Annotated in this window: 17 protein-coding genes, 1 pseudogene and 1 riboswitch; of the genes and pseudogenes, 3 read left to right on the forward strand and 15 right to left on the reverse strand. The window is 73.1% G+C overall.

The window, feature by feature from the left end; all coding sequences use genetic code 11:
- Positions 1–626: 626 nt before the first annotated feature.
- The 6 genes from IAG44_RS35890 to IAG44_RS35915 all read right to left on the reverse strand — a co-directional run bounded on the left by IAG44_RS35890 (position 627) and on the right by IAG44_RS35915 (position 5269).
- The gene (locus tag IAG44_RS35890; protein WP_187751236.1) at positions 627–1397 is read right to left on the reverse strand and encodes an ABC transporter ATP-binding protein; all 771 of its coding nucleotides are present in this window, start codon (positions 1395–1397) and stop codon (positions 627–629) included.
- A complete protein-coding gene (locus IAG44_RS35895; protein ID WP_187751237.1) occupies positions 1394–2404 on the reverse strand; it encodes a FecCD family ABC transporter permease in 1011 nt (336 codons plus the stop codon). Before IAG44_RS35895 ends, IAG44_RS35890 begins: the two co-directional genes overlap by 4 nt.
- Entirely contained in the window at positions 2401–3414 is a 1014-nt protein-coding gene (locus tag IAG44_RS35900; protein ID WP_187751238.1) for an ABC transporter substrate-binding protein, read from the reverse strand. Before IAG44_RS35900 ends, IAG44_RS35895 begins: the two co-directional genes overlap by 4 nt.
- Before the next feature lie 305 nt (positions 3415–3719).
- Positions 3720–3844, reverse strand: a riboswitch (cobalamin riboswitch).
- Positions 3845–3854: 10 nt separating this feature from the next.
- Entirely contained in the window at positions 3855–4412 is a 558-nt protein-coding gene (locus tag IAG44_RS35905) for a GNAT family N-acetyltransferase (protein WP_187751239.1), read from the reverse strand.
- Entirely contained in the window at positions 4409–4789 is a 381-nt protein-coding gene (locus tag IAG44_RS35910) for a helix-turn-helix domain-containing protein (protein ID WP_187751240.1), read from the reverse strand. The genes IAG44_RS35905 and IAG44_RS35910 overlap by 4 nt, the downstream gene beginning before the upstream one ends.
- Positions 4790–4810: 21 nt before the next feature.
- Positions 4811–5269: a MarR family winged helix-turn-helix transcriptional regulator gene (locus tag IAG44_RS35915; RefSeq protein ID WP_187751241.1), complete on the reverse strand. Its 459-nt coding sequence runs from the start codon at positions 5267–5269 to the stop codon at positions 4811–4813.
- 120 nt (positions 5270–5389) lie between these two features.
- On the opposite strand from IAG44_RS35915, the gene IAG44_RS35920 reads away from it, so the two are divergent.
- Positions 5390–6841: an MFS transporter gene (locus IAG44_RS35920; RefSeq protein WP_187751242.1), complete on the forward strand. Its 1452-nt coding sequence runs from the start codon at positions 5390–5392 to the stop codon at positions 6839–6841.
- A 24-nt stretch (positions 6842–6865) separates the two neighbouring features.
- Here the strand turns inward: IAG44_RS35920 and IAG44_RS35925 are convergent, their stop codons facing one another.
- From IAG44_RS35925 to IAG44_RS35945, 6 genes and pseudogenes are all read right to left on the reverse strand, one after another.
- Positions 6866–7504 carry a response regulator gene (locus tag IAG44_RS35925; protein ID WP_187751243.1) on the reverse strand — a complete coding sequence of 213 codons (639 nt, stop codon included), beginning with the start codon at positions 7502–7504 and terminating at the stop codon, positions 6866–6868.
- Positions 7501–8694, reverse strand: coding sequence for a sensor histidine kinase (locus tag IAG44_RS35930; protein WP_187751244.1), 1194 nt, complete (start codon positions 8692–8694; stop codon positions 7501–7503). Before IAG44_RS35930 ends, IAG44_RS35925 begins: the two co-directional genes overlap by 4 nt.
- Positions 8695–8841: 147 nt before the next feature.
- On the reverse strand, positions 8842–9951 hold the full coding sequence (locus IAG44_RS35935; protein WP_187751245.1) for an ABC transporter substrate-binding protein: 1110 nt from the start codon (positions 9949–9951) through the stop codon (positions 8842–8844).
- 158 nt (positions 9952–10109) lie between these two features.
- Positions 10110–10388, reverse strand: coding sequence for a helix-turn-helix domain-containing protein (locus tag IAG44_RS43870; RefSeq protein ID WP_425508543.1), 279 nt, complete (start codon positions 10386–10388; stop codon positions 10110–10112).
- 624 nt (positions 10389–11012) lie between these two features.
- Positions 11013–11600 (reverse strand): annotated as a pseudogene (locus IAG44_RS43875) (PucR family transcriptional regulator); the annotation flags it as partial.
- 1478 nt (positions 11601–13078) lie between these two features.
- Positions 13079–14056, reverse strand: coding sequence for an alpha/beta hydrolase (locus IAG44_RS35945; RefSeq protein ID WP_187751247.1), 978 nt, complete (start codon positions 14054–14056; stop codon positions 13079–13081).
- Between the two features lie 276 nt (positions 14057–14332).
- Between IAG44_RS35945 and IAG44_RS35950 the strand changes: the two genes are divergently transcribed.
- Positions 14333–15289, forward strand: a complete 957-nt coding sequence (locus IAG44_RS35950; protein WP_187751248.1) for a TerC/Alx family metal homeostasis membrane protein — start codon at positions 14333–14335, stop codon at positions 15287–15289.
- On the opposite strand, the gene helR is transcribed toward IAG44_RS35950, so the two are convergent.
- Positions 15279–17402 carry an RNA polymerase recycling motor ATPase HelR gene (helR, locus tag IAG44_RS35955; protein ID WP_187751249.1) on the reverse strand — a complete coding sequence of 708 codons (2124 nt, stop codon included), beginning with the start codon at positions 17400–17402 and terminating at the stop codon, positions 15279–15281. The two genes, IAG44_RS35950 and helR, sit on opposite strands and share 11 nt — an antisense overlap.
- A gap of 24 nt (positions 17403–17426) precedes the next feature.
- Complete coding sequence (locus IAG44_RS35960) at positions 17427–18620, reverse strand: glycosyltransferase (protein ID WP_187751250.1); 1194 nt, start codon at positions 18618–18620, stop codon at positions 17427–17429.
- A gap of 235 nt (positions 18621–18855) precedes the next feature.
- On the opposite strand from IAG44_RS35960, the gene IAG44_RS35965 reads away from it, so the two are divergent.
- Positions 18856–19737, forward strand: a complete 882-nt coding sequence (locus tag IAG44_RS35965; RefSeq protein WP_187751251.1) for an LLM class F420-dependent oxidoreductase — start codon at positions 18856–18858, stop codon at positions 19735–19737.
- 214 nt (positions 19738–19951) lie between these two features.
- Here IAG44_RS35965 and IAG44_RS35970 read toward each other — a convergent pair whose 3' ends face one another.
- Positions 19952–20515, reverse strand: coding sequence for an NAD(P)H-dependent oxidoreductase (locus IAG44_RS35970; RefSeq protein WP_187751252.1), 564 nt, complete (start codon positions 20513–20515; stop codon positions 19952–19954).
- Positions 20516–20558: the final 43 nt, after the last annotated feature.

Below are 20558 nucleotides of genomic sequence, written 5' to 3' on the forward strand. Positions count from 1 at the left end.
CTCGCGCGGCGCGGCTTCGGTCAATCGGCCCGGCTGGGGCTGGTGTTGCCGGGCGTGGGTCGTGATGCCGGGGGAGTTTGGGCCCGGCCTGGCTCTGCCGGTTCCGTGTGGCTCGGGTGTGTTCAGCCGGTCTCACGCGGCTCGGCTTCGGCTAACCGGCCCGGCTGGGGCTGGTGTTGCCGGGCGTGGGTCGTGATGCCGGGGGAGTTTGGGCCCGGCCTCGCTCTGCCGGTTCCGTGTGGCTCGGGTGTGTTCAGCCGGTCTCACGCGGCTCGGCTTCGGCTAACCGGCCCGGCTGGGGCTGATGTTGCCCGGCGCGGGTCGCGATGCCGGGGCGCCTCGGCCTGGCCTTGCGCGGCGGCCCGGTCTTGCTCTCCCGGCTCCGCGCGTTTCGGGCGTGCCCAACCGGTCTCGCGCGGCGGCTCGGCCTTGTTCAACCGGCCTCGCGCGGCGCGGTCTCGGGCAATCGGCCCGGCTGGGGCTGGTGTTGCCCGGCGCGGGCCGCGATGCCGGGGGCGACCGGGCCCGGTCTCGCGCGGCCCGGCCTTGCTCAACCGGCCCCGCTGGGACCGGTGTTACCCGATCGGCCCCCGTTCAAGCCGGCCCCCGTTCAGACCGGCCCCCGTTCAGACCGGGCCCAGGAACCGGATGTGTGGTCGGCCGTCCGGGGCTTCCTCGGTGATCGTCGCGCGGACCCCGTAGACGTCCGCGACCAGCGTCTCCGTCAGGACCTCGCGGGGCGTGCCTGCTGCGACGACCCGGCCCTGTTTGAGGACCGCCAGCTGATCGCAGTACATCGCGGCGAGGTTGAGGTCGTGCAGGGCTACGACCGTCGTCACCTTCAGCTCCGTGACCAGGCTCATCAGGGCCAACTGGTGGTGGATGTCGAGGTGGTTGGTGGGCTCGTCCAGGAGGAGTTCGCGGGGCGCCTGCGCGAGGGCGCGTGCGATGTGGACGCGTTGGCGTTCGCCGCCGGACAGTGAGTGCCAGGGCCGGTTTGCCTTGTCAGCCAGGCCGGTGCGGGTCAGTGCCGTGCGGACGGCCTGCTCGTCGTCCGGCGTCGCGGGTGTCCACGCCCGGCGGTGCGGGATGCGGCCCAGGCGGACGACGTCCACGATGGTCAGCGCGACCTGGGTGTCCGCCTGCTGTTCGACGACGGCGACCCGGCGTGCGACCGCGCGGCGGCCGGCCTCGGAGAGGGGCCGGTCGTCGAGGGTGACGACCCCGGCGTCCGGGGCGAGGACGCCGGCGAGGACACGCAACAGGGTTGATTTGCCTGACCCGTTGGGTCCGAGGAGGCCGGTGACCTCGCCGGGGCGCGGCGTGAGGGTGACCCCGTCGAGGACGAGCGCGCCCCCCACCGCACGGCGCACACGCTCGGCGCGCAGCCCGCTCATCGCGCCCCCTTCGTCCGGTACAGCACCGCCACGAACGCCGGGACCCCGATCAGCGACGTCACCACGCCCACCGGGACCTCCTGCGGGGCGAGGACGGTCCGGGCGAGGGTGTCGACCCAGACCAGGAACACCGCGCCCGCGAGAGCGGTCGCCGGCAGCAGACGGGTGTGGCCGGGGCCGGTGAGCGCGCGGGTCGCGTGCGGCAGGACCAGGCCGACGAAGCCGATCGCGCCCGCCGAGCTGACCAGGGCCGCCGTCAGCAGGGCCGTCGCGCACAGCAGGACCAGCCGGGTCCGGGCCACCGACACGCCCAGCGACGCCGCCGCGTCCTGGCCGAACGCGAACGCGTCCAGCGTGCGCGCCTGCCCCACGCACACCAGCAGCGCCGCCGCGAGGACGGCCGCGCCGACGGAGACGTCCGTCCAGTCGGCCCCGCTCAGGGAGCCCAGCAGCCAGAACAGGACGCCCCTGGTGGTCTCCGCGTCCGCCGCCGTCATCACGACGAACGACGTCAGCGCCGAGAACAACTGCATCGCCGCGACGCCCGCGAGGACCACCCGGTCCGTCGTCCCGCCCAGCGTGTGACTGAGCAGCAGCACCAGGCCGAACGACAGCACCGCGCCGATGAACGCGCCGCCCGACACCGACACCAGCCCGCCGCCCGCGCCGAGCACGACCACCACGACCGCGCCCGTCGACGCGCCCGAGGAGACGCCGAGGACGAACGGGTCGGCGAGGGGGTTGCGCAGCAGCGACTGCATCACCGCCCCGCACATCGCGAGCCCCGCCCCGCACACCGCCGCCAGCAGCGTGCGCGGCAGCCGCAGGTTCCACACGATGCCGTCCCGCAGCGGGCTCAACTCCGTGTGCCCCCAGCCGAGATGGGAGGCGACCGACGCCCACACGTCGCCGACGGCGATGTCCGCCGGGCCGATCGTGATCGCCAGCGCGACCGAGGCGGCCAGCAGGGCGAGACCGCCCGCGCCGGACAGCAGACCGCGCGTCATCCCGCCAGGCCGTACGCGCGCAGGGCCGCCGCGACCTTCTCGATGCCCTCGACCGTGCGGATCGTCGGGTTCATGGCCTGCCCCGACAGCAGCACGTACCGCTTCCTCTTCACCGCCGTCATGTTCCTCGTGACCGGGTTCGACTCCAGGAACTCGATCTTCTTCGCGGCGGTCTCGGCGGTCTGCTGCCTGCGCGTGAGGTCACCGATCACCAGGACGTCCGGGTCGCGGTCGGCGACCGTCTCCCAACCCACCTGCGGCCATTCGTCCTTGGTGTCGTCGAAGACGTTCTTCGCGCCCAGCGCACGGGTGATGGCGCCGGGGGCGCCGCAACAGCCCGCCAGGTAGGGGGACTGGGAGTTCGCGAACCAGTACATGACCTCGACGTCGCCGGCCTTGAGGCCCGAAGTCGCCTTCGCCACCCGCTTCTTGAGGTCCGCGACGAGTTTTTCGCCGCGCTCCTCGACGCCGAACAGCCGTGCCAGGTCCAGGACTTCGCCGTAGACCGCGTCGAGCTTGAGGGGCTGGGTGCGGGCGCCGTCGCCGTCCCCGTCGTTGTCCTTGCCGACGCAGTCCGAGGGGGACAGGTAGGTCGGCACGCCCAGTTTCTCGAACTGCTCCCTCGGGGCGACGCCGCCCTTGCCGAGGGTGGAGGCGAACGAGGCGGCCACGAAGTCCGGTTCGGCGTCCAGGACCGTCTCCAGCGAAGGGGCGTTGTCCGCGAGGCGCCTGACCTTCGCGTTCTCCTCCTTCAAGGGGCCCTCGACCGGGTCGGTCCACGTCGCCGTGCCGGCCATGCGGTCCGCGAGGCCCAGGGAGAGCATGATCTCCGTCGTGCCCTGGTTGAGGGAGACCGCCCGCTTCGGCGGCGCGTCGACGGTGACCTCGTGCCCGCAGTTGGTGAGCGTCACCGCCGTGGCGGCGCTCTTCGCGTCGTCACCGGAGCCGGCGCAGCCGGTCAGCAGGACGGCACAGACGAGGAACAGGGCAGCGGGGCGTGCGAACTGCACAGCGTTTCCTTCGGCGTCGAGGGCTCGTACGCGAAGCCCGGTCGTACGGTCCACCCCCGACCGTCCACCCGGCCGCAGGCCGCCAGCAGGTCTTCGGACTCGGGATCACCCGACCGGAACGCCTTCCCGGACCGCGTCAACGCCGTCCAGTGGCCCTAAGGGCCTGTCGTCACATTCCCGTCTGCCGGGAGGGGTCTGGCACGCGCATCTGCGGCGTTGTCGTCGGTCGCCGACGCTCCGCGTCGACTCCCTCCTCCGCCTCGCAGCTGCACGCACCAGACCCCTCCCGGCCCGCCCTACGGGCGGACGACGCGAATGTGACGACAGGCCCTTGCCCCGCCCGTCACCCTCACCGCTGCGCGTCAGCTCCGGATTCGCACCGGATTCCCTGACCCGTGCGCCCACCTGCGCACACGGGTTCGACTGGCTTTGGGAAGCTATCACACGGCCCGCGCGGGCCACTCCCGGGCGAGGAGCGCGTACACGTACTCGCTGCCCCACTCGTCGCCGTCGAGGTCGTTCTCCACGAGGTGCGCCTCGCGGCGCATGCCCAGCCGCTCGCACACGCGGACCGACCCGGTGTTGCGGGTGTCGAGGCGGGCGAAGAGACGGTGGACGCGCAGGGCGCCGAAGGCGAGAGAGGCCGCCGCGCGCGCCGCCTCCGTCGCGTACCCCCGCCCGCCGAACGCCGGATGGAAGACCCACCCGATCTCGGCCTGCGCCGCCCGCGCGCTCGCCAGCTTCAGCACGATCTCCCCGACCACTCCCGGCTCGTCCCGCCGGCACACCGCGAGCACCAGATCGTCCCCGTCCCGCGTCCACCCCGTCCCGTCCGCCCGCCGCGCCAGCGACTCCTCGCACCTCTCCCGGGTGAGCGGCGGCCGGTAGAGGTACCTCGCCACCTCCGGCAGCCGCTGGTACGCGTACAGGTCGTCCAGGTCCGCCGGTCCGAAGAGGCGCAGCCGCAGCCGGTCGGTGTCGAGGGGAAGCGTGGTCACGGCGCCAACGTATCCCTGGCCCCCGGCCGGACGCCCGGGGTTTTCCCGTCCCCGCCCAGCCACGTCGTCAGCGCCCACCACCGGCGCGGCGTCTGCGCGTGGCCGCCCGCCCCGCTGCCCGGGGAGCCGCCGGTGATCCGCTGGAGGCGGGCGAGGCGGTAGCGGACCGTGTCGGGGCGGGTGAAGAGGGCGGCGGCGGTCTGGTCGAGACGGAGGCCGTGGTCGAGGAACGTCAGGGCGGTGAGTTCGTGCAGGCCGGAGCGGGACCGGCGGCGCGGGAGGCCGACGGCGCGCACGCACAGGCGGTGGAGCGGGGGCAGGTCCGCGAGGGGTGCGGGGAACTGCGCGACCAGCCACACCCGACCCGCACCCGGCAACGCGTCAGTTCCACCCTCCCCCTACCCCTCCCGAGGCCACGGTCTCCCCCCAATTGCCTCGATCCCATTGTTGAACCGCCGCAAATACCCCGCGAACGCCGCGATGTCCTCCTCGGACCAGTCCCCCATCACCCGCTCCAGCACCTCGACGATCCCGGCCCGCTCCTGCTCGAGCAGCCGCGAACCCTCCTCGGTGAGCCGGAACTTGCGGGCCATCCCGCCGTCGGGATCGGGGATCCGCTCCAGCAGCCCCGCACGGGTCGCGGCGGCGGTCTGCCGGTTCAACGTGGACGCGTCGAGCGCGAACGCCTCGCTCAACTCCCCGATGGACATGGGCCCTTGCATGAGGATCCGGCTCAGCATGATGTACGCGCTGCGGTCCATGAGCCCATCGGCCCGCCGCCCACCCCGCTTGCTCATGAACGAGTGGCGGCTGAGCAGCATCTGCTCGTACTCGACCTGGTGACTGGGCGTGTCCATGGATCAATCCTGGCACAGCCGCGACCACGGATCACATGCTTGATACATACGACATGTACGATGCACATCCTTCACCTGCACCCTCCCTGTTCACCCCCCTGAGAGAAAGCGGAGTCCGCCATGGACGCCCCCCAGCCCACGTCCCGCCCGGGCGCCGTGGTCGCCACCCTCGCCTTCGCCGGCACGACAGCGGCGATCATGCAGACACTGGTCACCCCGCTGATCGCGGAGCTGCCGAAGATCCTGGACACGACGGCGTCGAACGCGGCATGGGTGATCACGGTCACCCTGCTGGTCTCGGCGGTGTGCGTACCGGTCGTCGGCAGGCTCGGCGACCTGGTCGGGAAACGACCGATGCTGCTGGCCTGCTCGGTCCCGCTGGTCATCGGCTCGGTGGTGTGCGCGCTGGCCTCGGACGTCGTGACGATGATCATCGGCCGGGGCCTCCAGGGCATGGGCATGGGCATGGTCCCGCTCGGCATCGCCCTGCTGCGGGACGTCGTCCCCACGGAGAAGCTGAGCGGATCGATAGCCCTGGTCAGCGCGTCGATGGGGATCGGCGGCGCCATCGGCCTGCCGATCGCCGCGGCGGTCGCCGAGTACGCGAGCTGGCGCGTCCTGTTCTGGGGCTCGGCGACGCTCGCCGCCGCCGTCGCCGTCCTGATCTGGTTCCTGATCCCGAGCGTCCCGGCCGGCGCGAAGGGGCAGCGGTTCGACGCGCCCGGCGCGGTCGGCCTCGGCGTCGGCCTCGTCGCGCTGCTGCTCGCCGTCTCCAAGGGCGGTGACTGGGGCTGGGGTTCGGGCGCGGTCCTCGGCCTGTTCGCCGCCGCCGTCGTCGCGCTCGGCGCGTGGGGCTTCTGGGAGACGCGGACGACGGACCCGCTGGTCGACCTGCGCACGACCGCCCGCCCGCGCGTCCTGCTCACCAACGCCGCGTCGGTGTTCATCGGCTTCGGCATGTACGCGAGCATGCTGGTCCTGCCGCAGCTCCTGCAGTTCCCGAAGGAGACCGGCTACGGCCTCGGTCAGTCGATGCTGGCGGCCGGTCTGTGGATGGCGCCCGGCGGCGTCATGATGATGCTGGTCTCGCCGCTCGGTGGGAAGCTCACCAACGCGCGCGGCCCCAAGTTCACGCTGGTCTGCGGCGCGCTGGTCCTCGCGGCCGGGTACGGCGTCTCGCTCGCCCTGATGGGCTCGGCGGCGGGCCTGATGGCCGTCACGATCATCACCAGCAGCGGCGTCGGCCTCGCCTACGGCGCGATGCCCGCCCTCATCATGAGCAGCGTCCCGGCGTCCGAGACGGCCGCCGCGAACGGCTTCAACACCCTGATGCGCGCGCTCGGCACCTCGGTCGGCTCGGCCGTCATCGGCGTCATCCTCTCCCAGATGACGACGACGATGGGCGGCCACACCTTCGCCTCCGAGGACGGCTTCCGCACGGCCCTCCTGGTCGGCGGCGCCCTCGCGCTCGTCTCGGCCGGTATCGCGGCCGTCATCCCGGCGGCCAAGCCGGTGGACGGCGAGGCGGACAAGAGCGACCCGGCGGCGGAACCGGAGCAGGCCCGCGTCTGACCCACTTCTGCGGCGGGGCGCCGCTCACGACAGGTCGAGCAAGCCCCGCCGCACCGCCTCCGACACCGCCGAGGCCCGGTTGTCGACGCCCAACTTCCGGTAGATCCGCACCAGATGCGTCTTCACCGTCGCCTCGCTCAGATACAGCGCCTGCGCGATCGCCCGGTTCCCCCGCCCCTCGGCCATCAGCCGGACGACGCCCACCTCACGCTCCGTCAACTCCCGTGCGGGATCCGGCGCTTGCCCCATCAGCGCGCCCACCAGCTCCGGCGCCAGCCCCAGCGCCCCGGCCGCCGCGCCGCGCACCGCCCGGAACAGCTCGTCGGGCGGCCCCGCCTTCAGCACGTACCCCCGCGCCCCCGCCTCCAGCGCCCGCACGACGTCCGCGCGCCCCGAGTAGCTGGTCAGCATCACGACGGCCACCCCGGCGGCCGCCTCCCGCAGCCGCCGCACCGCCTCCACCCCGTCGATCCCGGCCGCCCCCGCGAACCGCAGGTCCATCAGCACGACGTCGGGCAGCAACTCCGCCGCCAGCCGCACCGCCTCCTCCCCGCTCGCCGCCTCCCCGGCCACGACGAGATCCGCCTCCCCCTCCAACAGGGCCCGCAGGCCCGCGCGGACGACCGTGTGGTCGTCCGCGAGCAGCAGACGCAGCGCGCTCACCGGACGGCGGCCTTCCCCGCCGGTACCGACGCGCACACCCGGGTCCCGTACCCCGGCGCGCTGCGCACGTCCAGAGCACCCCCGCACTCCCGCAGCCGGGCGCGCGCGGCCGGGATCCCGAAACCCCGGGCCGGGGCGGGGCGGTCGGGGAGAGAGCCGAACCCCCGCCCGTCGTCCCGGATCTCCAACTCCGTACCGTCCGGGCGCTGGTGGAGGGTGACGTGGACGTTGACGGCGCGGGCGTGCTCCCGGATGTTCGCCAGCGCGCCCTGGGCGATGCGGAAGAGGGTGGTGGCCGCCTCGTGGTCCAGTGCCGGGCCCGAGGGTCCCGTCGTGCCGAAGCGGACGCGGGCCGCCGCGCCCTCCGTCTCCGCGCGCTCGCACAACAGGCGCAGCGCGCCCGCGAGTCCCGCCTCTGCGACCGTCGACGGGGTGAGGTCGCTGATGATGCGGCGGGTCTCCGCGAGGTTCGCGTGCAGGCCGTCCGCCGCCGCCCGCACCCGCGTCCGCGCGACGTCCGGACGCGTCTCCCAGTCGCGTTCCGCGGCCTGCAACAGCATGACGCCGCCCGCGAGTTCCTGGGCCAGGGTGTCGTGCAGGTCCCGTGCGATGCGGGCCCGCTCCGTGAGCACCCCGGCCGCCCGCTGCTGGCGGGCCAGTTCCTCCCGCGTGCCGCGCAACTCCTCGACCAGCAGGCGCCGTTGGACCGCGTCCCGCTGCTGGGCCCGGTACAGGGCGACCGTGCCCCACACCGCCGCCACCGGGACGAGCAGTTCCGGGGTGAAGTCGCCGCTGCCGCGCACGAGTTGGCCGACCAGACAGAGCGTGATCACGCCCACCGCGGCGCCGGCCCACCGCCGGTCCAGCGCCCGCAGCGCCGCGCACGCCAGCGGCACCGCCGCCCACACGTACGCGTCCGTCAACGCGACCGGGGCCCGCAGCACGAGCGCCGTCCACAGCGTGACCAACGCCACCACCCACACCCGGCGCGCGACCGGCCCCCACCGCCCGCCGCCGGCCAGCCCGCCCGCGTACACCAGCGCGAGCACCGTGCTCAGCGCCACGATGTCCCGGCACAGCGGGCCACCCAGCGTCGCCGCCCGCACCACCCCCGCGACGACCACCAGCACGAACGCGCCGTGCGCGAGGTGGTCCAGCGCCCATCTGCGGGCCGGAGAAGGGTCGGACACGGTGGATCCCCCTGGACGATCATCCGTTGGAACAGGGGTGCCGATTTTAGCGGCCGGCTGTAGGGGGACTGTGAGGAACGGCGGTGAGGGGAGGGGGTGCGGGGGCTCAGGGGTGGGGTGCGGGGCGACTTGGTGGGTGGGAAGCCGTCAGGCGCCCGGGTGCAGCCCCAGCCGGCCCGGGGTCGGGTCGCCGTGGACCTCGCCGAAGTACAGGGCGAACGTCTGCTTGAGGCGTTCGACCTCCGCGCGGTCCGCCATGAACGCGGGGAAGCCGTCGAGGTGGGCGTTGGGGTAGGTCCACACGGGGCGCAGGCCCGTCGGCGGGGTGATGTCCGTGCGGACCGACCAGCCGTTGAAGGAGGACTGCTGGCGGGCGGCCGACAGGCACCAGTTCAGGTACAGCTTCGCGGCGGCCGGGCGGGCGGCGCGGCGCAGGATCGCGGCGCGCTGGCCCCACGCCATGAAGGGCGCGGAGTCGGGCAGCACCCAGCGGACCGGGCCCGTGCCGAGCGGGGCGCCGGCGCCGCCGACGCCGATCGCCTTCGCGCCGGAGCGGACCGAGTCGCCGGGGAAGTTGCTGCCGCGCGCGAAGACGACGTCCTGGGCGGCGAAGCGGGCCGCCCAGTCCCAGCCGTACTTGCGGACGTACAGGGAGTACAGGTACAGGACGGCGTCGTCGTCGTGCGGGTACGACGACGCGATCCGGCCCTTCCACGCCGGGTCCAGGAGGTCGAGCGGGGTGCGGGGCGGGGTCGGGCCGGCCGCGTCCGCGCCGTACATGAAGCCGAACGCGATCACGCCGATCGCCGTCCACGCGCCCTGCGGGTCCTTGAACGCGTCGTACACCTTCGAGAAGCCCGCCGGGCGGTACGCCAGCAACTGGCCCCGCGCCTTCCAGCGCGTGAAGTCCTGGAGCGTCTGGAGCTGGACGACGTCCGGGACGAGCGTGCCGGTCGTCAACTGGTTGTCCACACGGACGTCGTGGTACTTGCTGTAGTCCACCACGATCGTCAGGTCGATCTCCGGGAACGCCTGCCTGAACGCGGCCTTCGTCGCGTCCTGCTGGGTCGGGGTGTCGCCGCCCGCGTAGATCACGAGCTTGCCGCCCTCCGCGAGCGCGGCCCGGTACAGCTCGTCCAGGCTCCGCGTCTCCTCGGTGGCGGGCGCCGCCGTCGCCGTCCTGCTCATCACGCCGGCCGCGAGCGCGGCGCCGGCGCCCGTCGCGAGGATCCGCCGTCGGGTGGGGGAACTGGGCATGTTGAAGGGCCTCTCTGCGAGTCAGGGGGACCGGGCGCCACGGTCGTTTCACAACTGACGTGAGTCTGACGGGGAGAGGCGGTGCCGCGCGTCGGGAGAACGGACGGGACACGCGGCGGACGGTGGAATCCTGGTTCAACCGTTCGGATGAACCGGCGTCAGCTCCTCGCCAACCTCCGCATGGTCAACGCGAGTTGCAGCCTGAACCGGCCCGGCGGGGTCCTCACCGACCACCCCAACACCCCCTCCGCGTGCGCGAGTCGGTCCTGCATCGTCGAGTGATGCACCGTCAACTCCGTCGCCGCCGCCCTCAGGCTCGGCGTGAGCGCGACCGCGTGCAACGTCGCCAACATCCACGGCGCCTCACCCGCCGCGCGCTCCAACGCCCGCACATCCTCCGGCAGTTCCCCGCCCGGCGACACCAACTCCGCGAGCATCCCGATACCACCCAGCTCATCCGTCCCCACCACCCGCGGCCCAGGATCCCGAGCGGTCCCCTCCGCCGTGAACCTCAACGCGGTCCGGGCTGCCGCCCAGGAGTCGGGAAGCGCGAGGACGGGGACGGCGGGGCCGAGACCGGTACGGGGGGTGGGCGTGCTCGCGTGGTCCTGGGCGGCGGTATCCGAGCGGCTGCGGGCGCCGGCGTGCGGATGTCCCGGCGCACCGGGGGCACCGGGGGTCCTGGGGCCGCCGGAGGGCCCGGAGTTGCCGGGTGTTCCGGGGCTGCCGGAGCTTCTGGAGTTGCCGGGGGTTCTGGGGTTGGCGGAGGCTCTGGGGCTGCCGGGTGTCCCGGGGCCGCCGAGGGATCCGGAGCCGCCAAGGGCTCTGGGGCTGGCGGAGGTTCTGGAGTTGCTGGAGGTTCCGGGGCCGCCGGAGGATCCGGGGCCGCCGGAGGTTCTGGAGCTAGCGGGGGTTCTGGAGTTGCCGGGGGATCCGGGGCTGCCGAGGATACCGGGGCTGTCGAAGGGCCCGGGGCTGTCGAGGATTCCGGGGCTGTCGAAGGGTCCGGAACCGCCGAGGATTCCAGGGCTGCCGAAGGATCCGGAGCCGCCGGAGGTTCCCGGGCCCTTGCCGGGCCTGGGCACGCCACTGCCGCCGGTGCCGGCGCCGGTCTCCGGGATCAGATACGGCGGGCCCTCCGCCGGTACCGCCACCCTGACTCTCGCGTCCGGGGCGAGCCCCAGCCGCCGGGCGGCATGCAGGCGGGCCTGCTCGGGGGCGCTCGCGTCGAGAAGGGTCTCGATGAGTGCCGGGTCGTCGTAGGGGGCCCGCCCACGCGTACGGTCCAGTACCCGGCGTACGACACCGGCGGCGCGCTCCAGAATCACCGCGTCGACGACGGTGGCGGGTCCGTCCGCCCGTTCCAGCCACAACGCCGGAGGCCCGCCCGCCGCCAACGGAGCCCACGGCCACGCCGGATCCGCCTCCCCCTCCACATCCCGCCGCACCCCGTCCGCCTCCACCCGCACGCGCACCCGCTGCTCCTCGTCCACCAGCCGCACCGGCACCCCCGCGAGCACAGCGGCCCCCCTCACCAACGCCTCCACCCCCGCCCGAGCCTCCGCCAGCCGGTCGAAATAGGCGATCACCCCCACCGCCGCCCCCGCATCCGGATCCACCGCACTCAACCGCCCGGCCAGCTCTCTCATAAGCCCATCATGCGCCACCCCCGAACCCCCGGAACAAGCCTTTCCCCGAGCCGCACTCCCGCGCCAGCAAAAGCACGCGGTGCCGCCCCGGACCGGGAAAGAAAGACCGCCCGGCGGCCCGAGTCTCAGGCACGACGACCTCCGCAGACCCCATACGCACCGACGACAGAGCGACCACCACAAGCCCGACCGGCACTCATGGCATCCACCGAGCGGGCACAGCCACCCGAGCCACATCGGCACGAACGGACCCACGAGCGGCCGACACCCCCGAAGCCGCGCAGCGAGACCCGCACCGCAACGAGTCCCCGCCGCCGCACCGCACCGGGCCCGCCTCGGCGGCCGACCTTGCTCGACCTGCTCCGGCGCCCACCCTCCAGCCGCCCGGCGGCCGTGCCCGGCGCCAGTCCCTCCCAGACTGCTGCCCACGCCGCTCCTGTCTCGGCGGCCGACCTCACCCGTCCTGCTCCGGTGACCGGGTCACGTCCCGTTGGACGGTGTACCGGCGTAGAGCCGACGACTCCGCAGGTCGGCCTGCTGGGGAGGCGTCGGCGCATCGCGTAGGCGTACCGACGCCGGTGAGCAGCCCACGCCATGGCCGGACGGGCGGGTCGACAGGCACCGCTTCGACTCCGGGCGGCGCCCGACGACCCCGCATCGCCACACCACCCGGCGGGACACCATCGGTGACCGCCTTCCGGTCGACCTGCGGCCGTGCCCGGCGTCAGCCGCTCCCATGCCGCCACCCTGCGCCGGGCCCGCCTCAGCGGCCGACCTCGCCCGACCTGCTCCGGCAACCGCTCTTCAGTCGGCCGATGGCCGTGTCTGGCGTGTCAGCTGCTGTCCGGTCGCTGCCCCGCGTCGGGTCTGCCTGGGCAACCGACCCGCCTGATCCGGCTGGCGCCCGCTCTTCAGTCGGCCGATGGCCGTGTCTGGCGTGTCAGTCGCTGTCCGGTCGCTGCCCCGCGTCGGGTTTGCCTGGGCAACCGACCTGCCTGATCCGGCTGGCGCCCGCTCTTCAGTCGGCCGATGGCCGTGTCTGGCGTGTCAGTCGCTGTCCGGTCGCTGCCCCGCGTCGGGTTTGCCTGGGCAACCGACCTGCCCGATCCGGCCGGCGCCCGCTCTTCAGTCGGCCGATGGCCGTGTCTGGCGTGTCAGTCGCTGTCCGGTCGCTGTCCCGCGCCGGGTTTGCCTGGGCAACCGACCTGCCCGATCCGGCCCGGTGCGCGTCCTTCAGTCGGCCGATGGCCGTGTCTGGCGCGTCAGCCGTTCCCAGGCCGCTGCCCTTGTCGGCCCCATCTCGCCAACCGACCCCGCCCGGCCTGCTTCGGCGACCGCCCTCCGGCCAGCCGGTGGCCGTGCCCGGTGTCAGCTACTCCCCGGTCGCCGCCTTCGCCGCCCCGCCTCAGCGACCGACCCCAGTCCGCCGACGGCGGGGCCCGGCGTCAGCCGCTTCCTGGGTGCCCCCCGTCCCCCCCCTACTCCGCCAGCAACCTCCGCAGCCACCCCACCTGGGCGGAGCGGGCGGCTTGGGACAGGAGGGCCTGGGGGGCGAAGCCGTCGAAGCCGTGGAAGGCGCCGGGCCAGACGTGGAGTTCGGCGGTGCCGCCGGACTGCCAGATGCGGGTGGCGTAGGTGACGTCCTCGTCGCGGAAGGTCTCGGCGGAGCCGACGTCGATGAAGGCAGGGGGGAGGTCGGAGAGGTCGGTGGCGCGGGCGGGGGCGGCGTAGGGGGAGACGTCGGGGCCGCCCCGGGCGTCGCCCAGGAGGGCCGTCCAGCCGGTGTCGTTCGAGGTGCGGTCCCAGACTCCCAGGCCCGCCATCTGGTGGGCGGAGACCGTGTCGTTGCGGTCGTCGAGCATGGGGCACAGGAGGAGCTGGCCGAGGGGGCGGGGCCCTTTGCGGTCGCGGAGGAGGAGCGCGAGCGCGGCGGTGAGGCCGCCGCCCGCGCTGCCGCCGGCGATGACGACGCGCTCGGGGTCGATGTCCAGCTCGGCCGCGTGGTCGACCGTCCAGACCAGACCGGCGTAGACATCCTCGATGGGCGCCGGGTGGGGGTGTTCCGGCGCCAGCCGGTACTCCACGGACACGACGACGAGGTCCAGCTCGCGCCCCCACTCCAGCACCGGCTCGATGCCGGTTCGCTTGTCGCCGAGGACCATGCCGCCGCCGTGGGAGTGGTAGATCACCGCGCGGGGCCTCTCCGGCGCGGGCGTGGTGGGCCGGCAGATCAGCAGGGAGATGTCCGGCGCGCCCTCGGGCCCCGGCACCACCCGGTCCTCGACCGAGAACGCCCCGCCGAGGGTGACGTCGGTCTCGGCGATCAGCTGGGGCCCGTCCCCGCGCCGGATGGCCCGGATGTCCTCGATGGTGAGACTCGGCGGGATCGACTCCTTGATCAGTTCGAGCGCGGCGGACAGCTCGGGGTCGAAGGGCGGCGGGGACGTCGTCGTCATGGCTTCTCCTCGGTCGGTGAACCGGCGGACCGGTGAACCGGCGGCTCCTGACGACATGTTCCGGCCAGCGGACCCCGGTCCGGTGGCCGCCGTCCGGCGGAAGCTGTCCGCCGAACGGCGGGTGACACGCCCTGACCTGGCAACATTGCCGTTCGTTTACTCTTTGTTGACGTACGTGAAGTAGAAAGGATCACGCCGTTCGAGAATCATGGCGAATTCCCGACCCCCCACCTCAACAACCCCAGCCGCCCCACCGGCATCCAGGAGTGTCCCCCCGTGAACGTCTCCCTCACCGTCTGGCTGGTGACCGTGGCCGCCCTGTGCGTCCTGGTCGCCGTCGACTTCTTCATCGGCCGCAAACCCCACGAGGTCTCCCTGAAGGAGGCCGGCACCTGGACGGTCGTATGGGTGGTGCTCGCGGTCGTCTTCGGCATCGGCGTCTGGCTCTACGGCGGCGGCCAGTCCGCCGGCGAGTTCTTCGCCGGGTACATCACCGAGAAGTCCCTCAGCGTCGACAACCTCTTCGTGTTCGTGCTGATCATGTCCAAGTTCGCCGTCCCCCCGCAGTACCAGCAGCGCGTGCTGATGGTCGGCGTCCTGGTCGCCCTGGTCCTGCGCGCCGGCTTCATCGCGGCCGGCGCGGCGATCATCTCCGCGTTCTCGTGGGTCTTCTACCTCTTCGGCGCCTTCCTGATCTGGACCGCGTGGAAGCTCGTGCAGGACGCCCGCAAGGGCGGGCACGGGGAGGAGGAGTACGAGGAGAGCAAGATGCTCAAGATGGTCGAGGAGCGCTTCGGCGTCGCCGACCGCTACCACGGCACCAAGCTGTGGATCGAGGAGAACGGCAAGAAGGTCATGACCCCCATGCTGGTCGTGATGCTCGCCATCGGTTCCACGGACATCCTGTTCGCCCTCGACTCCATCCCCGCGATCTACGGCCTGACCGACGACCCGTACATCGTGTTCACCGCCAACGCCTTCGCGCTGATGGGCCTGCGCCAGCTGTACTTCCTCATCGGCGGCCTGCTGAAGAAGCTGGTCCACCTCAGCTACGGCCTGTCGATCATCCTCGGTTTCATCGGCGTCAAACTCCTCCTGCACGCGCTGCACGAGTCCGGCGTCCACGTCCCCGAGATCAGCATCCCCTTCTCCCTCGGCTTCATCGTCCTCGTCCTCGCGGTGACGACGTTCACGAGCCTGCGGGCATCGAAGAAGGCGGAACTTACGAGCTGAGGACCACCAGCTGACGGGTCGCCCGGGTCATCGCCACATAGTGGTCGACGGCGCCGAACCGCTCCGGGTCCACGAGGACGACGAAGTCGAACTCGAGCCCCTTCACCAGGTCCGGCGACAGCGACCGCACCCGGGCGTCCCCGGCGAACGACGGCGCCCCGATCACACACGCCGTCCCCTCGTCGCTCTCGGCGACCCACGCCGCGACCACCGACTCCAGCTCCCGCACCGTCCCGTACCTCACCGGCAGACCCGAACTCCGCACGGACGTCGGCACGTTCGCGTCCGGCAGCGCCGCGCGGATCACCGGCTCGGCCTCGGTCATGATCTCCTGCGGCGTCCGGTAGTTGACGCTCAGGGAGGTCATGGTCACCCGGTCGAAACCGGCCCGCTCCAGCCGCTCCTGCCACGACTCCGTGAACCCGCGCCGCGTCTGCGCCCGGTCCCCGACGATCGTGAAACTCCGTGACGGACACCGCAGGAGCAGCATCTGCCATTCGGCGTCGGTGAGTTCCTGCGCCTCGTCGACGACGATGTGCGCGAACGGCCCGGCGAGCAGGTCGGGTTCGGTGACCGGCGCCTGTGGGGTGGCGAGGGAGTTCTGTAGATCCTGGCCGGAGAGCATCGTCATCAGCATGCCCTCCCAGTCGTCGTCGCTGCGCTGGAGGTTCTCGGTGACCTGCGCCCGGTACTCCCGCTCGGCGGCGGCCTCCGCCTCCTGACGCCGTCTGCGCCCGGACGCCTTCGGGTCGCCCAGCCGCTGCCGGGCGGCGTCCAGGAGCGGCAGGTCGGACACCGTCCACGCGTGCGCGTCCGCGCGCTGGAGGCGGCGCACCTCGTCGGCCGTCAGCCAGGGCGCGGCCAGCCGCAGGTACGCCGGGACCGTCCACAGGTCGCCGACCAGGTCGGCCGCCTCGATCAGCGGCCACGCCCGCGACAGTTCCGAGGTCAGCCCCTCGATCTGGCGCAGCATCCGCTCGAACATCTGCTGCGGCACGTCGCCGTCGTACTTGTCCCACAGGATCTCGACGAGCTTCGCCCACACCTCGTCGCGGCCCTCGTTGTGCGGGGTGCCGGGCTCGGGGGCGTCGAACGCCTCCGCCCAGTCGGCGGCCGTCAGCCGCAGCAGCGACCGGTCGACGGCGACCGTCATCCCCTCGGCGGGCGGCTCCTCGTAGAAGCGGACGGCCTTCTCGATGCCCTTCACCAGCGCGGCGGACGACTTGAGGCGGGCCACCTCCGGATCGTCCTCGACGCCCGCCCGCGCGCCCTCGGCGACCAGGTCGCGCAGGACGCACGTCTGCACGCCCTCCTCGCCGAGGCTCGGCAGCACGTCGGAGACGTAGTCGAGGTAGGGCCGGTGCGGGCCGACGAACAGCACCCCGCCGCGCCGGTGCCCGAGCCTCGGGTCGGCGTACAGGAGGTGCGCGGTGCGGTGCAGGGCGACGACGGTCTTGCCGGTGCCGGGACCGCCGTCCACGACGAGCGCGCCGCGCGAACCGGCGCGGATGATCGCGTCCTGGTCGGCCTGGATCGTCGCGAGGACGTCCCGCATCCGCTCCGAGCGGTTGGAACCCAGCGACGCGACGAACGCCGACTGGTCGTCGAGGGCGACGCCGCGCTCCAGGCCGTCGGCCGTGAACACCTCGTCCCAGTAGTCGCCGACCCGCCCGCCGTGCCAGCGGTAGCGGCGCCGGGAGAGCAGGCCCATCGGGTTCGCGTGGGTCGCCGCGAAGAACGGCTCCGCCGCCGGGGAGCGCCAGTCGACCAGCAGCCGCTGCCCGTCGTCGCCGGTCAGCCCGAGCCGTCCGACGTACACGATCCCCTCCGCCGTCACCATCCGCCCCAGGCACAGATCGAGGCCGAACCGGCGCAGGGTGCGCAGCCGGCCGCCGAGCCGGTGCACCTCGATGTCGCGGTCCATCGCCGCCTGCCCGCTCCCGCCGGGCGCCTTCAGCTCGGCGTTCAGCAGCCGCGACGTCTCCGCGATCGACGTCCGCAGGTTCTCCGCGACGGCCGCGAAGTGCCGCTCGTCCTCGGCGATCAACGCCGGGTCGGCCTTCGCGGCCAGCCGCTCCGGCAGGTCGAAGGCGCTGGTGGTGAGGGGGTTCATCACAGTCTCCGTACGTTCCGAGGCTCAGCCCGCCTGTTCGATGAGAAGTTTCGCGGCCACGTCCGCGCCATCCGCGCGCACCTGCGCGGCGACCGCCTTCGCCCGCACGGCCGTTTCCGGCGCCAGCGCCGTCTCCAGTGCCGCCGTCAGGGACTCGAAGGTCGGCACCGGCCCGTCGTGCGCCGCCCCGATGCCGAGGTCCGCGACCCGCGACGCCCAGTAGGGCTGGTCCACGATCTGCGGGACGACGACCTGCGGTGCCCCGGCGAGCGCGGCCGTCGTGGTCGTACCGGCGCCTCCGTGGTGGACGACGGCGGCGACCCGGCGGAACAGGGCCTGGTGGTTGACCTCGCCGACGGTGTGGCAGTCGGCGAGGTCGTCGACCGGCATCAGCTCGGCCCAGCCGCGCGCCAGCAGCACCCGGCGCCCCTGTGCCCGCACCGCCGCGACGGCCGCCTGCGCGACCTCGGCGGAGGCGCCCCGCAGCGCCATGCTGCCGAAGCCGACGTACACCGGCGGCTCCCCGGCCGCCAGGAACGCCTCCAGGTCGGCCGCCAGCGGGCGGGTGTCGGGCAGGATCCACGCGCCGGTGTGCACGACCTGCCGGTCCGTCGGCGCGAGCGTCGTGTCGGCCGCGAGCCAGGGTCGGTCGGTGAAGACGTGGTCGCGGACGCTGTCCACCGGCGGCAGGCCGCGTGCCGCGCGGTGGGTGTTCAGCGCCTCGCCGTACAGGGCGTTCACCTTCTCGCCGTCCAGGCCCCACAGGACCATGTTGTCCTTCTCGTCCGGCGGGAACGGCTTGCCCGGCCGGGGCAGCGGCGGATAGTCGGGGGAGGGGATCGACGTCGGCTGGAACAGCGCGAACACGTACGGGATGCCCCGCAGCTCGGCCACCGAGCGGATCCCGGCGGGCAGCAGCCCACTCGCCAGCACCACGTCGCAGCCCTCGGCCGCCGCGCCGACCGTCTCGAAGTGCTCGGCGACGAGCGCCTTCGCCGTCTGGAACGGGTCCACGGGCTTCGGGCCCGACACCAGTGCCCGCACCGACATCCCGAACGGCACGACCTCCGCGCCGACGGCCTCCAGGAGCCGCGCGAACTCCTCGTCCGGCGGAACACACACCCGGACCTCCGCGCCGCGCGTCCGCAGGCTCGCGGCGAGCGCGGCCATCGGCTCCACGTCTCCTCGTGACCCGAACGACATCAACAGCACACGCATGTCTACGCCCCCCAAAAAACGCTGGTGAAACTGGTCAGGTCGGTGATTGTGCGGGACGGAGGGGGCCTTGCCGCAAGGCCCCCCTTGCGCTATAAGTTGAGAGTGGCAAGGAGAGCTTTCACCTCCTTGCCTTTTCTGTTGCCTCTCCGGCTCGCCCCGCCTGTCTTGACTTCGAGAGCGCTCGAAGTTCTAGCGTCGTGTGTGTCAGTGAACGTCCGGTGAGCGGAGACGGACCATGCGCGTCGGTGTGCACATCAATCGTTTCGACCATCCCGGGGGTCCGGCCGCTCTCGGGGCCGAACTCGCCGCCGTCGGGGCCGCGGCGGAGGCGGCCGGGGTGAGCCGGCTGTCGGTCATGGACCACTACTTCCAGATGGAGTTCAACGGCGGCGCCGAGGCCCCGATGCTGGAGGCGTACACGACGCTCGGCTTCCTCGCCGCGCACACCTCCACCGTCCGGCTCGGCGCGCTGGTGACCGGCGTGACCTACCGCCACCCCGGGCTCCTCGCGAAGATCGCCACCACCCTCGACGTCCTCTCCGGCGGGCGGGCCTGGCTCGGGATCGGCGCGGCCTGGTACGACCGTGAGCACGCGGGCCTCGGCGTGCCGTACCCGGCGGTCGCCGAGCGGTTCGAGTGGCTGGAGGAGACGCTGCGGATCTGCCGGCAGATGTGGGACCCGCGGGACGACGGGCCCTTCGAGGGCGCCCACTACCGGCTCGCCGAGACCCTGTGCGTCCCGGCGCCGGTCAGCTCCCCGCACCCCGAGATCCTGATCGGCGGCGGGGGTGAGAAGAAGACGCTGCGCCTGGTCGCCCGCTACGGCGACGCCTGCAACCTGATCGTCTCGTCCCCGCAGGAGGTGCGGCACAAGCTCGACGTGCTGCGCGGGCACTGCGAGGCGGAGGGGCGGGACTACGACACCGTCACCAAGACGCTCACGTACATGGGCGGGGCGGCCGGAGAGGGTGACCTCGACGGGTTCCTCGGCGACATCGCCGGGTACGCGAAGCTCGGCATCGACACGGTGATCCTGGGGCCGACGGTGGGCGACCCGGCGCGCTGGATCGAGGAGTTCGTGGGCCGCGCGGCACCGAGGCTGGCGGAGCTGGACTGAGCGGGGGCGCGCGAAAAAACACGTGCGGGGCCGGAACCCGGGTGCGGGCTCCGGCCCCGCACGGTGGGCCGGGGCTGGGCGACAGCTTCGGCCGCGTGGGGTGGTGGGCCGGGGCTTGCGGGAAGCTCCGGCCTCGTGAGGTGGGCCGGGGCTTGGGGAAGCTCCGGCCTCCGCGGAGATGTGCCGCGTGTGCGCGACCTCACCGCGCCGCGCCTCAGGCGGCGGCCGGCTCCACGGCCTGGCCGTGCAGGGCGGCGACGACCTCGGTCAGCTGGGCGGCGACCTCGGCGTCGTCCGACGGGTGGGTCTCGGCGAAGCGGGTCAGGGAGCCGGGGACGGAGAGCTTGGCGTCCTCCAGGACCTTGCCGCCCGCGATGCCGGCGGCCTTGCGGGCCTCGTCCTGCGCCCAGACGCCGCCGAACTGGCCGAAGGCGGTGCCGACGACGGCGACCGGCTTGCCGGACATGGCGCCGGCGCCGTACGGGCGGGACAGCCAGTCGATGGCGTTCTTGAGGACGGCCGGGATGGTGCCGTTGTACTCGGGGGAGACGAGCAGGAACGCGTCGGAGGCGCCGGCGGCCTCGCGCAGCGCGGTCGCGGCGGCCGGGACGCTGCCCTCGACGTCGATGTCCTCGTTGTAGAACGGGATGTCGGCAAGGCCCTCGTACAGCACGACCTCGGCGCCCTCGGGAGCGACCTTGACGGCGGCCTCGGCGAGCTGGCGGTTGGTCGAACCGGCGCGGAGGCTGCCGACGAGCGCGAGGATACGGACAGACATGGGTACTCCCAGAGGTGCGAAACAAGGCGGTGGGGATCCGGAC

This window comes from Streptomyces roseirectus (assembly GCF_014489635.1).
In the GTDB taxonomy this organism is placed as follows: Bacteria; Actinomycetota; Actinomycetes; order Streptomycetales; family Streptomycetaceae; genus Streptomyces; species Streptomyces roseirectus.

Bases quoted from the DNA above. Each gene is read 5' to 3' on its own strand.
- IAG44_RS43870 (WP_425508543.1), bottom strand. From the start codon at position 10,388: ATGCTCGCGGAGTTGGTGTCGCCGGGCGGGGAACTGCCGGAGGATGTG.
- IAG44_RS35920 (WP_187751242.1), top strand. From the start codon at position 5,390: ATGGACGCCCCCCAGCCCACGTCCCGCCCGGGCGCCGTGGTCGCCACC.
- IAG44_RS35965 (WP_187751251.1), top strand. From the start codon at position 18,856: ATGCGCGTCGGTGTGCACATCAATCGTTTCGACCATCCCGGGGGTCCG.
- IAG44_RS35970 (WP_187751252.1), bottom strand. From the start codon at position 20,515: ATGTCTGTCCGTATCCTCGCGCTCGTCGGCAGCCTCCGCGCCGGTTCG.
- IAG44_RS35945 (WP_187751247.1), bottom strand. From the start codon at position 14,056: ATGACGACGACGTCCCCGCCGCCCTTCGACCCCGAGCTGTCCGCCGCG.
- IAG44_RS35935 (WP_187751245.1), bottom strand. From the start codon at position 9,951: ATGCCCAGTTCCCCCACCCGACGGCGGATCCTCGCGACGGGCGCCGGC.
- IAG44_RS35890 (WP_187751236.1), bottom strand. From the start codon at position 1,397: ATGAGCGGGCTGCGCGCCGAGCGTGTGCGCCGTGCGGTGGGGGGCGCG.
- IAG44_RS35960 (WP_187751250.1), bottom strand. From the start codon at position 18,620: ATGCGTGTGCTGTTGATGTCGTTCGGGTCACGAGGAGACGTGGAGCCG.
- helR (WP_187751249.1), bottom strand. From the start codon at position 17,402: ATGAACCCCCTCACCACCAGCGCCTTCGACCTGCCGGAGCGGCTGGCC.
- IAG44_RS35895 (WP_187751237.1), bottom strand. From the start codon at position 2,404: ATGACGCGCGGTCTGCTGTCCGGCGCGGGCGGTCTCGCCCTGCTGGCC.
- IAG44_RS35915 (WP_187751241.1), bottom strand. From the start codon at position 5,269: ATGGACACGCCCAGTCACCAGGTCGAGTACGAGCAGATGCTGCTCAGC.